We start from the raw sequence: 15700 nt of genomic DNA, 5'->3' as shown, positions 1-15700 counted from the left end.
TATAGAGTCCACTTTTTTCTTACCGTTGATCAGAGATAGTCGCGTTGTTGTTGGCTGCTTGCAGAGCAGGGATATTGTTATATGGAGGTCCGGTAGTTGTACCTGCTAAGAGCACAATATCAAATTCATTTGGAGGAGTGCCCCATGAGTTTCCAAGAAAAGTCGTAAAAGCACCATCCACTAAAAAACCACCTTTAGTATTGTATACAACATTGTTATTAATAGCACCTGTTGTATTCGGATTAATGTACATTCCCGTTCGTAAAGAATAAAAAGTATTGCCTTCTAAGAGGATATTAGATGCTCCAACCTGAGAAACAACGGCACGATTAACAACCCAGTTTGACATTGGCAGTGGTTGAGGGGGGCCGTAAATTGTATTATTTAGTAGGCGAATATTGCTACCACCAACTTGAATAAACTCCACTGCATATGGAATAGGGCTAGTCAGCGTTAATCCGTCCACCGTAACGCCACTGGCTGTAACTAAAAGAGGGATGACAGCAGCTTGTAATAATAAGACAGGATTATTTTCTCCAAGTAGAGTAATATTAACCTTGTTCACGTTGATTTGAGAGGTAATTGGATACGTTCCCTCTAAAATATGAACAGTACCTCCGACATTTACAGCTGCAATGCCTTGAGGAATGGTTCCAAACGGGCTTCCAAGACTGCCGTTACCTCCTACGGCACCTGCTCTTACATAAATATTATTAGGGTCCACTAATTGGCTGATTTCATTATCAAGAGCAATCTGGACGCTTTGAACTGTCGGGTAGCCTAAAGCAGGCCGGTTAGTAATTAACCCTTGTAAGACCTGGTCTTGTTGTGCAAGAGTTAACGAATTAAATGCTGTTAAATTTAAGCCAAGTGCAGGGTTAGTAATGGCAATGCGCATTTCCGCAATAGTTTGAGCACTGTTAACAGCTGCTAAAGTTGGATCGGGTGATATAGGAGGACCTACTTTAATTAGCATAATTGAAGCGCTAACGTTTGTTTGTGTTCCTCCAGAAGCATTATCTAAGTTTACTGGGGCCGCACTTGTATGGTTTCGTACCGATAGCTGGTCACCTACGAGTGCAGAAATAATGACCATTCCGATATTTCCAGCAGACGTTCCAGCAGCAGGTGTTTCTGTGCCGTAAATACTTCCAGGAACAAGAGTGTTATTTTGGTATAATGCGAATTGATTAGAGGTTGTTCCGTTTACGATAAACCAAACTGCATATGTTCCAGGATTTTGAATAGTAATTGGTGTAGTGCTAGTGCTATGAGAGATGCCTAGCAACGCTCCGTTTGAACTAAACGGAATATCACTTTCAACAGGTATATTTTGATTACCAGTATTGAAGACATAACCGTAGTTTGGAGTTGGAATGACAGGCGGGGAAGGGGGACAGCATTTTCCGAGCTTTTTTGCTTTTTTACTCAATGGTATAACATCCTTTGCATTTTTTATACTATTTTATGTTAAAAAATGTAAAATTGTGATCCTTGTCCTTAGAAATAAGGCTCGTAAATGGAAAAATTAAGCCAAATGCAGTATTTAAATATCGGCTGGAATAAAAAAACAGGACCTATATCAAATATCTTCTAATTTAGTTTTCTTTTATAATAATAGTAGAAGCACAATCCTAGTTATGCATCTACTATTCTTGTAGGAGGAAGTGCAATGAAAAAAACGTACGCAGTATTATCTCTAGCAGGGCTACTTGCCCTAGCAAGCAGCCCTTTATCTGCATCTGCTAATATTCATTCAGAAACATCTGTTCATCAAGATATATCTCACCCTATCAATCACTCAGTGTTAAAAAAAGCTAAACCTGAGGAGGTCGGAATGTCGTCTGCAAAGCTAAGAGAAGTGGATGCCATGATTGAACAAGAAATTAAAAGTGGCTTTCCAGGTGCCGTATTATTGGTTGTGAAAAATGGTAAGGTTGTGAAAAATACTGCTTATGGTTATGCTAAAAAATATAATGGTTCCACACTACTAAAACATCCTGAAAAAATGAAGGAAGATACAATGTTTGATTTAGCTTCTAATACGAAAATGTATGCGGTAAATTTTGCTCTCCAAAAGCTAGTTAGCGAAGGGAAACTGAATTTAAATGAAAAGGTTCAAACATACCTATCAGACTTTAAAGACCAGCCAGAAGATGTTATTAAAGGAAAGAATCAAATGAAAGTGATTGATTTACTGCATCATAGCGGGGGATTTCCGCCAGACCCACAATACTTCCATCCAAAAGCCAGTGCTTTATACTCCCAGGACAGAGCAAAAACTATAAACTTAATTTCCAAAACACCTCTTCAATACGAGCCGGGAACAAAGAACGTATACAGCGACGTTGACTATATGCTCCTTGGCATTATTGTTGAGAGAATTACCAATCAGCGTTTAGATTATTACGTAGAAAATGAAATTTATCGACCATTGGGCTTAAAGCATACACTGTTTAATCCGCTACAAAAAGGGTTTAAGTCTAAAAACTTTGCGGCAACTGAACTACAGGGTAATACGCGAGATGGTGTTATAAGTTTTCCGAATGTTCGAACATATACATTGCAAGGAGAAGTTCATGACGAAAAAGCATACTATTCAATGGGAGGTATTTCGGGACACGCTGGTTTGTTCTCAACAACAAATGATTTAGCTGTTTTATTACAAGTAATGTTAAACGGGGGAGGATATGGTCGCCAGCGATTATTTGATGAGAAAACCATTCAAGTCTTTACAGAGCCATCACCTATGAATTCTACGTATGCGCTTGGGTGGAGAAGAAATGGGGATGAAAGCATGGAATGGATGTTTGGTCCTCATGCAAGTCGAGATGCAATTGGTCATACTGGTTGGGTTGGTACGGTTACCATTATCGACCGTGAAAAAGATTTAGGTATTGTTTTATTAACGAATAAGAAACATTCACCACTTGTTAATCCTTCGGAAAATCCGAATCGCTTTGAAGGAGACGTGTTTGAAACTGGTCAATATGGAAGCGTTATAACAGGCGTTTACGAAGCCATTAAATAGAGAGATAAGAAAGAAGGAGATGAGATTAATCAGCTTCTTCTTTTTTTTTTTTTTTTTGAAAACGCATTCAAAAAAACATTGAACTGTAGTAAAGGTTTTGGTAAGATTAATTTAGTTAATTTTACTAAAAAAAAGTAAATAGAATCAACTTATCGACGGCTACATAATAAGCAAGGAGTCTTTTTTCCTTAAACTATTTGGTCTATACCAATTTTCGTGTGCTATCATAAAAGCAAATAGAAGTTTTTATAGGGAGTGGCTAATTTATGGCAACGATTAAAGATATTGCACAGCAAGCAGGTGTTTCAATTGCTACCGTATCTAGAATTTTAAATAGTGATCAAACACTATCCGTCGCTGATGATACGCGGAAGCGAGTGATAAACACTGCAAAAAGCTTAAATTATCAGTCGTCAAAAAGAAAAAACATGGCACATTCAAAGTTAACAGAGACTCGTTCTATCGGTTTAATTCTAACAACATCACCAAAAGATGAAGTGAATGATCCATATTTTTTATCTATTCGATTAGGCATTGAAAGTATTTGTGAAGCTTATCAATTTAAGGTGGAAAACGTGTTTGTGGTTGGTGAAAATGAAATCCCTAAAGGCGGACTTAATCATTTAGACGGCTTAATTGTGATAGGGGCAATTGATGAAAAAGATTTAACTTCATTTTATTACAATAAAAATAGGCTAATCTTTGTGGACTATGCTCCTGAAGATACAGGTTTTGACGTAGTAACCTCTGATTTCGAAGCTGCAACTAGAGGTTTGATTGAAAAACTGGAAGAAATGAAGCATAAAGATATCGCTTTTATTGGTGGAAAAGTGATTACAAAGCGTCTCAGTGACAGTGCTGGAGAGCATCACTCTGAAAGCCGTCAAAAAACATATGAGCGAGTGATGAAGGAAAAAGGAAACTTTAATTCACGCTACATAAAAGTGGCAGGATGGGATCCAATTCACGGATATGAGATGACAAAAGAGTTAATTGAACAGGGCAGCATGCCGACTGCAATTATTGCAGCGAGTGACCCTTTAGCTATTGGCGCTTTAAAAGCGCTTAATGAAGCATGTATTTCTGTGCCAAAGGAAGTATCAGTTGTTAGTTTTGATGATATTAGTGCAGCTGCTTATTTAACTCCAAGCTTATCTACGGTGAAAATTTATACAGAGGAAATGGGGAAAACAGCGGTAAAGCTTTTACACGATCGGTTAAAAGGAAGAGAATTACCGATTAAAGTAATGTTACCTACGAGCTTTATTGCTCGGGAAAGTATAGCAGAAAAAACCAAATAATAACAAAGCTAGGGGAGCGGTAGACAAATGGGTATTATATTTGATGAAAAGAATAAGGTTTTTCACTTGAAAGCGAAAGATACCAGCTACGCAATGGGGCTTGTTCGTGATAATTACTTAGCTCATTTTTACTGGGGAAGAAAAATCAATAACTACAACCATACAAACCAGATTCAGCCGCTAGACCGTTCATTTTCTCCGAATCCATATCAAGGAGACCGCACTTTTTCACTGGATTGGTTGCCTCAAGAGTACCCTCAGCATGGTAACGGTGATTTTCGTTCACCCGCTTATCAAGTTGAGCTGCCGAATGGTACAGTGGTTACGGATTTACGTTATAAAGAGCATCGGATTTATAAAGGGAAACCGAACTTAGAAGAACTACCAGCTACATATATTCATTCCGATGATGAAGCAGAGACGCTTGAAATTTTGCTAGAAGACAGCGTCATTGGTTTACATGTAACGTTACAATATACGGTTTTTGAAAACTATAATGCGATTACGCGGGCGATAAAGTTTGAAAATCAAGGGAAAGAATCAATAAAGTTAATTCGTGCTCTCAGTGCTAATGTTGATTTTCGAGATGCAGAATTTGATATGCTTTCGTTGCCAGGAGCATGGGGAAAAGAACGGCATGTTGAGCGTCAGTCATTGCATACGGGTATTCAATCTGTTGGTAGTATAAGAGGAGCAAGCAGTCATCAGCAGAACCCTTTTCTTGCTCTACTTCGTAAAGATACGACTGAATATTCAGGAGAAGTATACGGATTTAACTTTGTTTACAGCGGAAATTTCTTAGCTCAAATAGAAGTAGATCAATTTTCAACGGCGCGTTTATCAGTAGGTATTCATCCTCATAATTTTACGTGGTTACTAGAAAAAGAACAAACTTTTCAAACGCCAGAAGTTGTGATGGTGTATTCATCTGCTGGTTTGTCGGAGATGTCTCACACATTTCACCACCTTTATAAAAACCATCTACTGCGTGGCGAATTTAAAACGAAAGATCGGCCAATTCTGGTTAATAATTGGGAAGCTACTTACTTTGACTTTGATGCGGAGAAAGTGGAGCAAATTGCCAAGGTAGGTAGTGAACTCGGCATGGAGCTATTTGTGCTTGATGATGGTTGGTTTAAAAAGCGCAACTCAGATACAACATCACTTGGAGATTGGTTCGTTGATAATGAAAAGCTTCCTGCCGGTCTAGAAGATGTAGCCAAACGTGTGAACAACGTCAATATGGAGTTCGGTTTATGGTTTGAACCTGAAATGGTTTCAAAAGATAGTGACTTATATAGAGAACATCCAGATTGGTGCTTGCACGTACCGAACCGTCATCGAACAGAAAGCCGAGAGCAGCTCGTTCTGGATTTTTCCAGGGAAGATGTACGCACTGAAATTACAAAACGTATCTCAGCTATTCTTTCAAAGGTTCCAATTACGTATGTTAAATGGGATATGAACCGTCACTTAACAGAAGTGGGTTCTGCGCTTCTTCCTGCTGAGCGTCAAAAAGAAACGTCCCATCGTCATATTTTAGGCGTATATAAAATGATGGAAGACCTTACAACTGCGTTTCCTCATATTTTATTTGAAAGCTGTTCTGGTGGTGGAGGACGCTTCGACCCAGGAATGCTTTATTATATGCCGCAAACGTGGACCAGCGATAACACGGATGCAGTGGAGCGCTTAAAAATTCAGTATGGAACAAGCCTTGTCTACCCAATTGTATCCATGGGAGCACACGTATCTGATATTCCGAATCACCAAGTTCACCGTTATGCACCGTTAAAGATGCGCGGTGATGTAGCGATGGCTGGAAACCTTGGTTATGAATTAGATTTAACGAAGTTAACAGACGAAGAGAAACAAGCTGTAAAAGAGCAAATTGTGGAATACAAAGAAATTCGAAGACTCATTCAATACGGTGATTTTTATCGACTTTTGAGTCCGTTTGAAGGAAATGAAACGGCATGGTTGTTTACGGATGAAGCAAAAGAAGAAGTAGTGGTATTTTATTATCGTGTACTTGCTGAGCCAGCAACACCGCTGCGTTCAATCAAGCTCCATGGATTAGCTTCAGACAAGTCATATGAATTAATAGGAACGGATAACGTATACGGAGGCGATGAGCTTATGTATAGCGGAATTCATGTACCTATTTCCTTGCAAGGTGACTTTCAAAGCTATGTATGGAAATTTAAAGCAAAAAGATAAAGAAGGGGAGATTGAGATATAAGTAGCTCAGCTCTTCCTATGCCTGAACAATTAAAAGCTTACAACTTTTAATCGTTCAGGTTTTTTTGTGGAGTGGGAAAAATCGGTTTGGAAATAAAGTGAAATGGAGCGTCGTGTCTGGAACTTCTCCTCGCAAAAAGCGAGTGCTCAAACTTTTTTTTGTGATGGTTATTCTCCACTATTTAGTAGGAGTATGGTAAACTATTTAGCGAGAAAAGATTTTGTTAGTAAGATTGGAGATGCAAGATCATGTTAACGAATCATGATAGTCAACAGCCCATGAGTCGTTCTGAACGAAGAAAACAAGCTCAGCCAAAGAAAAAAACTCAAACGTTTCAAAATCGACTTTTAAATGGATTAATTGGAATTGTCTCAATATGGATTTTATATTTACTAGTTAAAATTTTGTTTTTAGTTCAATGAGCAACAGATACAGTTGCTCTTTTTCATTTGGTTAAAAAGGAGAGAATATGATGCAAAGAGAGTTTGCGCAAAGTATAGCAGCTGGTTCAAAAAGCCGCTTGCTGCTCGTTTTAATTTTAGGAGGGTTGGGTGCATTTGGTCCTTTTACAATTGATATGTATTTACCAGCTCTTCCCACAATCGCAAAAGAACTTGATGCGACAACATCTTTAGTTCAAATGAGTTTAACAGCCTGCTTGATTGGGCTAGCATTTGGCCAACTATTAATGGGTCCTTTTAGCGATATTAAAGGTCGAAAAAAACCGCTCGTTATTTCAATTATTATCTACACAATTGCTTCAGCTTTATGTGTTGTGGCACCTTCTATTTGGCTGTTTATTGCCCTTCGCTTTATTCAAGGAGCTGCAGGGGCGGCTGGTATGGTCATTTCAAGGGCTAGCGTCCGAGACTTATTTTCAGGAACGGACTTAACCAAATTTTTTGCAATGTTGATGCTTGTTAACGGGTTAGCACCTATTGTGGCACCCATCGCAGGTGGTCAAGTACTGGAGTTTGTATCATGGCGAGGAGTATTCGGCGTTTTAACTGCAATTGGCATAGTTATGTTAATTAGCGTTATGGTTGGTCTGGATGAAACGCTACCACCTGAACGCCGTAAAACAGGGGGCTTTAGAGAGATTTTACAAACGTTCGGAAGCCTAGTGAAAGATAAAACATTTGTAGGTTACGCGTTGACGCAAGGGTTGGTAATGAGCGCCATGTTTGCTTACATTTCGGGCTCAACATTTGTTCTTCAAGAAATTTATGGGCTATCTCCACAAATGTTTAGTGGAGTATTTGCTATTAATGGTGTAGGTTTAATTATCGCCACGCAGGTGACAGGACGTTTGGCAGGGAAAATTTCTGAAAGTACATTGTTAACGTATGGTTTGATTCAAGCTACAATTGGGAGCATTAGCTTAGTACTCGCTATTCTATTGACAGACTCTGTCTTGCTTCTATGTATCTTTTTATTTTTATCAGTAACAAGTGTTGGGATTGTTAACACAACGGTATTTTCATTAGCCATGCAAACTCAAGGAAAACAAGCAGGGAGTGCAGCTGCTTTGTTAGGTTTACTGCCATTTTTATTAGGAGGATCTGTAGCGCCATTGGTGGGAGCATTTGGAAAAAATACGGATTTGGCGATGGGAATTGTCATTGCAATTTGTGAGTTACTTGCTTTATGTGCTTATATGTTGCTCGTTAAGAAAAAACGATAATGGTCTTAAAAATTGCGCTTTACATACCGTAAAGCGCAATTTTTTTGGTTGAAATCACTTTTAATTTATGGTGCATATGCTGTAAAAAGAACTTTACGACGGGGCGTGAAATGGATGGATAATGGACAATTGGAAGTAGTTGGGGCTGCAATTGCCGCTATCGGAACCATAACGGCCGCGGTTGGAAGCACACCTTTTTGGTGGCTTTCAGAACAAGCTAAGTACAATTTAAACCTTTGGGGGAACTTGCTACAGGGAACAGGTAACGCATTAGAAGCAGATGGGCAAGAAGGAGTTTCTCTCGAAAAGATTGGAAACGAAATTCAAGCGGTTGGAAACTCCACCATTGTAGCAGGCCTTCTTTTATTAGAAGAAGGAGAAACACAAACTCGTCTTACGATTGCTGGTAACCTGATGCAAGCTTTAGGAGGAGCTGCTGCATTAGGAGACGAGTTAAAGGATGACTCAAATATTGGAGAGGTATATAGCATCGTCGGAAATATTATGCAAATTATTGGGAATTCGATGCAGGCTCTAGGCGATGGCTATGATTTAAGAGCAGAAAAACTAGAAGAAGCAGCGGAGATAGGTGATAGTTCTGGTGAAGATAATGATAAAGGGGAAGTATTAAACGTATTTGGAAGCTGGATTCAAGCAGGCGGATCCGTACTGTCGTTCATCGGTCAGGTTATAGAAGAAGAGGAAGAATAGAGAAAGCACCAAGTTTCTAACTAAAGATAGAAGCTGCGGTGCTTTTTGCCATATTTATAAAGTTCTTTGAAGCTTGACTAAGGTAGGAATCCTTGACGTGAGCAAATACAAGCGTACGCGTAGCGTGCTCTAGTTTTATATAGCGAATCATGGAAGGATTGTCACGTTTAATAACCATTTCAGGAACAAGGGTAACTCCAAGGCCGTTCAAAACTAATGATTGAGCTGTTTCAATACTACTTGTTTCATAAGCTACTGCTGGTTGGAACTGGTGATTTGCACATAAAGAGAGTACCTTTGAGCGGAAATCAAACCCGCTTTTTAATAAGACGAATGGGCAATTTTTGTAATCTGTTAAGCGATTCGATAAAGGTGGTAGCCAATTGGGCGAATTCTTTGGAACGGCAAGGTAGAGAGCTTCTGTTAAAAAAGGTTCATATTTTAAGCGTTCATCTTTAATCGGAAGCGATAGCAAAGCAAAATCTACTTTAGTGTTGACTAATAAATTCAGTATATTTTCGCTTGAGTCTTCCACAAACTTTACTTTTACAGTTTGATACTCATGCATAAACTGCTTTAGTAAAGGCGGAAGAAGATGCCCACCTGTGATAGGGGTAACGCCAATTGTGATACTATTTTCTTTTATGTTTTTGGAATCCTCTAGCTCTTTTTGTAAATTGTCATGCATACGTAAAATAGCTTGTGCTCTTACAACAAACAGCTTGCCTTTCTCTGTTATTTCAATACCAGTTGAATAACGATTAAATAATAAAATACCCAGCTCATCTTCTAGCTTGGAGATTTGTTTACTTAAAGAAGGCTGAGCGATATGTAAATTCGCAGCAGCTTTCGTAAAGCTTTTCATCTTGTAGACTTCTATTACATATTGAAATAAGCGTATCTCCATTTTTCCCTCCATAGTTTTAAACTATCAGTATAATAGCTACCATATATTAGCCATTAAATCATTTAGTATGTAGGATAAATATAACAAATATTTCTAAAAAGGGGTTAGTTAAAAATGAACTCAATAAATGTTTGGAATCCTTCTTTATATGACCAAAAGATGCAGTTTGTTTCAAAGTATGGTGAAAGTTTAATTGATATTCTTTCTCCTAGAGAAGGTGAACGGATTTTAGATTTAGGATGCGGTACAGGTGATTTAACTGCAAAAATTGCTGAGCATAATGCGTTAGTCACGGGTATAGACTATTCCGAAGAAATGATTAATGCTGCTAGAAACAAGTATTCACACATACAATTTAATATCGGAGAAGGACAGTCATTCGTAGTTAATCAACCATACGATGCGATTTTTTCAAATGCAGCGCTTCACTGGATGAAAGATGCTAAAGGTGTATTATCATCAGTTCACCAAGCTTTAAAACCGAAAGGGCGATTTGTTGCCGAATTCGGTGGGAAAGGTAATATTCAAAGCATTATTGAGAGCATTTCGTATTTTCTACAACATGAATATAGCATTGATGCAAAGGAAAGGAACCCTTGGTATTTTCCTAGTATAGGAGAATATAGCGTGTTGCTTGAAGAGACCGGGTTTAAAGTGCTCTTTGCACAGCACTTTAACCGCATTACACCGTTAGCTGATGGTGAGGACGGTATGCAGCAATGGTTAGAAAGTTTTGCTGGTGATTTTGTGACAGGCCTTAGTCATAGTGAGAAGAAACACCTTTTTGGACAAGTCACTAAGCATCTTAAGCCACAGCTGTATATAAAAGGTCGGTTTGAAGCCGATTATCAACGTATTCGAATAGTGGCAATAAGAGAATGAAATATTCCATCTATAAACTAGAGGATGGAACATAAGTATTTCAGTCAATAATCTATCCGAATTGTCGACAGTTAACGCTGTTTGATAGTTCGGACGTTTTTGGTTGGTTCGGAAGATAATTTAGAAAAAGAGTGTCTGTAGCGCAATGTAACGCAATTGTTCTTACAACCTAACTATTATAATAAAGTAATGCTTTGTCTTTGAGAAGGAATCATATTGTTATGTCTTATCTCCTTTTTGTTTAAATATCATTATTAACTTTCCTGAAGTCTCATATTAATATTTTTAATACAACTAATAAATTATCTGTATTTTACTAATTTTGAATTTTAGTGTAAAATCAATTAAAAAAATAGGAATAGTAGAGATTAAGAGATTTTTAGAGAAATATTCGTCAGAATAATGAAATCATTTTGTATAATTTGTATACATACTAAGCTTTATATTCCTTTGTGAGGTGGATATTTTTGCAACTTCAGGTTACAAACAGTCCTTTTAATCAAGAGCAGGTAGAATTACTTAACAAATTACTACCAACGCTAACAGAATCCCAAAAAAGTTGGCTAGGTGGATACTTGGCTGCAAGCGGTTCAGCATCAGCACCCGCACCCGCTGTTGAACCAGCGCAGAGTGTACCAGCTACTCAGCCGGTGTCTAAAGATGTAACAATTCTTTATGGATCTCAAACAGGAAATGCTCAAAACCTAGCAGGTCAAACAGGTAAAACATTAGAAGCAAAAGGTTTTAATGTTAAAGTCGCGTCTATGAGCGAGTTTAAACCAAATACCCTTAAAAAACTTGAGAATTTACTTATTGTGGTAAGCACTCATGGAGAAGGAGAGCCACCTGATAACGCGCTTTCTTTCCATGAATTTTTACACGGAAAACGCGCTCCAAAGCTTGATAATTTACGATTTTCAGTTCTTTCTCTTGGAGACAGTTCCTATGAGTTTTTCTGTCAAACAGGAAAAGAGTTTGATCAGCGCTTAGAAGAGCTAGGGGGTACGCACTTATATCCACGAGTTGACTGCGATTTAGATTATGAAGAACTAGCAGCAGAGTGGACAGAAGGTGTTTTAAATGGTTTAAGTGAGGGGAGCGGTGTTCAAGAGGCTGCTGTGGCAGTAGAAGAAACATCGGCACAGCCATCAACTTATTCTAGAACGAACCCATTTAAAGCTGAAGTACTAGAAAACTTAAACTTAAATGGTCGCGGATCAAATAAAGAAACGCGTCACTTAGAGTTATCTTTAGAAGGTTCTGGATTAACGTTTGAACCTGGTGATAGCTTGGGTGTTTATCCAGAGAATGATCCTGAACTTGTTGATTTGTTAATTTCAGAGCTAGGTTTCAATCCAGATGAAGTAGTAAAGGTGAACAAACAAGGCGATGTGCGTTCTCTACGTGAGGCGCTAATTTCAAACTTTGAAATTACTACATTAACAAAGCCGTTGCTTGAACAAGTTGCAAAGCTTACAGGAAATGAAGAGCTCCATGCGCTTATCAGTGATAGCACAAAAGTAAAAGAGTACGTTTATGGGCGTGACCTTTTAGATCTTGTTAAAGACTTCGGCCCTCTTGGCGTTTCAGTTGAAGACTTTGTTACTTTATTGCGTAAGTTGCCAGCACGGTTGTATTCCATTGCAAGCAGTTTAGAAGCTAATCCTGATGAAGTGCACTTAACAATTGGAGCTGTGCGCTACGATTCACATGGAAGAGAGCGTAAAGGCGTATGTTCTATTTTATGCGCAGAACGCTTACAGCCAGGTGATACTTTACCTGTTTATATTCAGCATAATCAAAACTTTAAACTTCCAAGTAATCCTGAAACGCCAATTATTATGGTTGGTCCAGGAACAGGAGTTGCACCGTTCCGTTCGTTTATGCAAGAGCGCGAAGAGGTCGGTGCAGAAGGTAAGTCATGGATGTTCTTTGGGGACCAGCATTTCGTGACGGACTTTTTATACCAAACGGAGTGGCAACAGTGGCTAAAAGCCGGTGTACTTACTAAGATGGATGTTGCATTTTCACGTGATACAGCTGAAAAAGTATATGTTCAGCATCGTATGAAAAAGCATAGTAAAGAGCTTTTTGAATGGTTAGAAGAAGGTGCAGTGGTTTATATTTGCGGAGATGAAAAGCATATGGCACATGACGTGCACAATACGCTGATTGATATTATTGAACAAGAAGGCAACGTAAGCCGTGAACAAGCAGAACAATATTTAGCTAATATGCAGCAGCAAAAGCGCTATCAGCGCGACGTATATTGAGGATTGAAAGGAGAGTTTCAACATGGTTAACAAAATTTTAAAAGCGCCCGAAGGTCCTCCAAGTGACGTTGAGCGCATAAAAGAAGAAAGTAATTATCTGCGCGGTACGTTGAAGGAATCGATGCTTGAGCCGATTAGCTCAGGGATTTCAGATGATGACAATCGCTTAATGAAATTTCATGGAAGCTATTTGCAAGATGATCGTGACCTTCGCAATGAGCGTCAGAAACAAAAGCTAGAGCCAGCTTACCAATTTATGCTTCGTGTTCGTACACCAGGCGGAGTTTCAACGCCAGAACAATGGCTTGTTATGGATGATTTAGCTCAAAAATATGGAAACGGCACGCTTAAGTTGACAACGCGTCAAGCTTTTCAAATGCATGGGATTCTAAAGTGGAACATGAAGCAAACGATTCAAGATATCCATGCATCAATGCTTGATACAATTGCAGCATGTGGTGACGTTAATCGTAACGTGATGTGCAACCCAAATCCTTACCAATCTGACATTCATGAAGAAGTATTTGAATGGTCAAAGCAACTCAGCGACTATCTGTTACCACGTACGCGAGCATATCATGAGCTTTGGTTAGATGAAGAAAAAGTCGCTTCAACGCCTGAAGTTGATGAAGAGCTTGAACCAATGTATGGGCCGTTATACTTACCTCGTAAATTCAAAATCGGGATTGCGGTGCCACCATCAAATGACATTGACGTTTATTCTCAAGATTTAGGCTTTATTGCAATTGTTGAAGAAGGTAAGCTAGTTGGCTTTAACGTTGCAATCGGAGGCGGTATGGGAATGACGCACGGAGATAAGCAAACATACCCGCAATTGGCAAAAGTGATTGGTTTCTGTACCCCAGACCAAATTCTTGAAGTAGCTGAAAAAATTATTACAATTCAGCGTGACTACGGTAACCGCTCTGTACGTAAATACGCGCGCTTTAAGTATACGGTTGATCGCTTAGGGTTAGATACGGTCGTTGAAGAGTTAGAAAATCGTTTAGGGTGGAAGCTTGAAGAAGCGAAAAACTTTCACTTTGACCATAACGGTGATCGCTATGGATGGGAAAAAGGTGTCAGAGGAAAATGGCATTTTACACTATTTGTTCAAGGGGGCCGCGTAACGGATTACGATGGTTATTCGTTAATGACTGGGTTGCGTGAGATTGCGAAAGTGCATACTGGAGATTTCCGCTTAACAGCCAATCAAAATTTAGTTATTGCTAATATATCAAGCCAAAACAAAAAGCAAATTAGTGAATTAATTGAACAATATGGATTAACAGATGGTAAGCATTATTCCGCACTTCGCCGTAGTTCACTGGCTTGTGTATCGTTACCTACCTGTGGATTAGCGATGGCAGAAGCAGAGCGCTACTTGCCGACTCTTATTGAGAAAATTGATGGAATTTTAGATGAAAATGGTCTTCGCAATCAAGAGATTACGATTCGTATGACTGGCTGTCCAAATGGATGTGCTAGACCTGCACTTGGTGAGATTGCCTTTATCGGTAAAGCGCCTGGAAAATACAATATGTACCTAGGAGCTGCTTTTGACGGTAGTCGCTTAAGTAAAATATATCGTGAGAATATCGGTGAAAGCGAAATTTTAAGCGAGCTACGTGTACTAATTAGCCGCTATGCAAAAGAGCGTCATGATGGTGAACACTTCGGTGACTTTGTTGTGCGTGTTGGGGTTGTGCAGGCCGTAACGGACGGTACGAATTTCCACAGCTAAAAAGGAAAAAGACAGAGAATGTTCTCTGTCTTTTTTTTTTTGAGTTCATGAACCGAATGAGGAGCCTGTACATATACTAAAAAGACAAGTCGGTTTAAAAGGAGAACTTGTAATGCCAATCAATGACCCTATTCAATTTTTAGATGTTCGATATGAAGCTATCTTTTATCATTCTTTTGTAAGTCTAAGCACCATACTTCCTCAGTTGATTAAAATAAGAGATTCGATTGCAATCAATCAATTTAAGGCGCTAACAGGAACGTTATTAACGTTATTTACAGCAAGAGTATCTGTAAGTGCTGAACAAATTAATTTTTTGCAACAGGCTACTAACGAAATTAATAATGTTCTATCCGACGCATCTATCTCAAGACAGCTAATAGGAGATTACGTATTAGTCTACCTGGAACGATGGTTGTTTCTAATAAATCATATAACAAATTTCAAACCTGAAATCAGTGTAGAAATACATATGATTTTTAGTGAAATGAAAAATATTGTTCGACAGTATTCCGTATGAGAAAGGGCCTCTCCCTTGGGAGAGGCCCTTTCTCATGTTAAAATAAATGAATTAACTAAAAGGAGAGTGAAAGTCCCTGAAAGAATTTACGCAGCGAGTTATTCAAATTATTCAAAATATCCCTAGTGGGTATATTATGACATATGGACAAATTGCAAAGGAAGCAGGAAATCCAAGGGCAGCGAGACAAGTAGCTCGCATTCTGCACTCTATGAGTCAAAAGCATAATTTACCGTGGCATCGTGTTGTAAATGCAAAAGGTGAGATTGTAATTAAAAATGAAGAAGGTGTTTGGACTCAAAGGACTCTTTTAGAGAAAGAAGGAATTTCTGTCCAAGAAGGAAAAGTAGCAGTAGAGCAGTATTGCTTTGATAAAAAAGCATAATAGTTCGTGCATTAGCTTGA

The 15700-nt window shown here is 38.7% G+C and carries 13 protein-coding genes; 11 read left to right on the top strand and 2 right to left on the bottom strand.

Annotation, left to right across the window (positions count from 1 at the left end):
* Window positions 1-19 precede the first annotated feature (19 nt).
* Window positions 20-1432, bottom strand: coding sequence for a hypothetical protein (locus NIZ91_13625; GenBank protein USY53792.1), 1413 nt, complete (start codon window positions 1430-1432; stop codon window positions 20-22).
* 240 nt (window positions 1433-1672) lie between these two features.
* Here NIZ91_13625 and pbp4b point away from each other — a divergent pair, with 240 nt between their 5' ends.
* The 6 genes from pbp4b to NIZ91_13595 all read left to right on the top strand — a co-directional run bounded on the left by pbp4b (window position 1673) and on the right by NIZ91_13595 (window position 8969).
* Window positions 1673-3031, top strand: a complete 1359-nt coding sequence (pbp4b, locus tag NIZ91_13620) for a penicillin binding protein PBP4B (protein USY53791.1) — start codon at window positions 1673-1675, stop codon at window positions 3029-3031.
* A gap of 266 nt (window positions 3032-3297) precedes the next feature.
* Window positions 3298-4332 (top strand): LacI family DNA-binding transcriptional regulator, encoded by a 1035-nt coding sequence (locus NIZ91_13615; GenBank protein USY53790.1) that lies wholly within the window; start codon window positions 3298-3300, stop codon window positions 4330-4332.
* Window positions 4333-4359: 27 nt separating this feature from the next.
* Window positions 4360-6552 (top strand): alpha-galactosidase, encoded by a 2193-nt coding sequence (locus NIZ91_13610; GenBank protein USY53789.1) that lies wholly within the window; start codon window positions 4360-4362, stop codon window positions 6550-6552.
* Window positions 6553-6822: 270 nt separating this feature from the next.
* Window positions 6823-6996 carry a hypothetical protein gene (locus NIZ91_13605; protein USY53788.1) on the top strand — a complete coding sequence of 58 codons (174 nt, stop codon included), beginning with the start codon at window positions 6823-6825 and terminating at the stop codon, window positions 6994-6996.
* A gap of 47 nt (window positions 6997-7043) precedes the next feature.
* Complete coding sequence (locus NIZ91_13600; GenBank protein ID USY53787.1) at window positions 7044-8258, top strand: multidrug effflux MFS transporter; 1215 nt, start codon at window positions 7044-7046, stop codon at window positions 8256-8258.
* A 114-nt stretch (window positions 8259-8372) separates the two neighbouring features.
* A complete protein-coding gene (locus NIZ91_13595) occupies window positions 8373-8969 on the top strand; it encodes a hypothetical protein (GenBank protein USY53786.1) in 597 nt (198 codons plus the stop codon).
* A gap of 16 nt (window positions 8970-8985) precedes the next feature.
* On the opposite strand, the gene NIZ91_13590 is transcribed toward NIZ91_13595, so the two are convergent.
* Window positions 8986-9876, bottom strand: coding sequence for a LysR family transcriptional regulator (locus NIZ91_13590; GenBank protein ID USY53785.1), 891 nt, complete (start codon window positions 9874-9876; stop codon window positions 8986-8988).
* A 114-nt stretch (window positions 9877-9990) separates the two neighbouring features.
* On the opposite strand from NIZ91_13590, the gene NIZ91_13585 reads away from it, so the two are divergent.
* The 5 genes from NIZ91_13585 to NIZ91_13565 all read left to right on the top strand — a co-directional run bounded on the left by NIZ91_13585 (window position 9991) and on the right by NIZ91_13565 (window position 15680).
* The gene (locus NIZ91_13585; GenBank protein USY53784.1) at window positions 9991-10758 is read left to right on the top strand and encodes a class I SAM-dependent methyltransferase; all 768 of its coding nucleotides are present in this window, start codon (window positions 9991-9993) and stop codon (window positions 10756-10758) included.
* 467 nt (window positions 10759-11225) lie between these two features.
* Complete coding sequence (locus tag NIZ91_13580; protein USY53783.1) at window positions 11226-13031, top strand: assimilatory sulfite reductase (NADPH) flavoprotein subunit; 1806 nt, start codon at window positions 11226-11228, stop codon at window positions 13029-13031.
* A 22-nt stretch (window positions 13032-13053) separates the two neighbouring features.
* A complete protein-coding gene (gene cysI / locus NIZ91_13575) occupies window positions 13054-14775 on the top strand; it encodes an assimilatory sulfite reductase (NADPH) hemoprotein subunit (GenBank protein ID USY53782.1) in 1722 nt (573 codons plus the stop codon).
* A gap of 112 nt (window positions 14776-14887) precedes the next feature.
* Entirely contained in the window at window positions 14888-15295 is a 408-nt protein-coding gene (locus NIZ91_13570; GenBank protein ID USY53781.1) for a hypothetical protein, read from the top strand.
* Between the two features lie 76 nt (window positions 15296-15371).
* The gene (locus NIZ91_13565; GenBank protein USY57168.1) at window positions 15372-15680 is read left to right on the top strand and encodes an MGMT family protein; all 309 of its coding nucleotides are present in this window, start codon (window positions 15372-15374) and stop codon (window positions 15678-15680) included.
* Window positions 15681-15700: the final 20 nt, after the last annotated feature.

The organism is Bacillus sp. 1780r2a1, assembly GCA_024134725.1.
Lineage (GTDB): Bacteria > Bacillota > Bacilli > Bacillales > Bacillaceae_H > Priestia > Priestia aryabhattai_A.
This window is presented reverse-complemented; position numbering and strand designations above follow the sequence as displayed.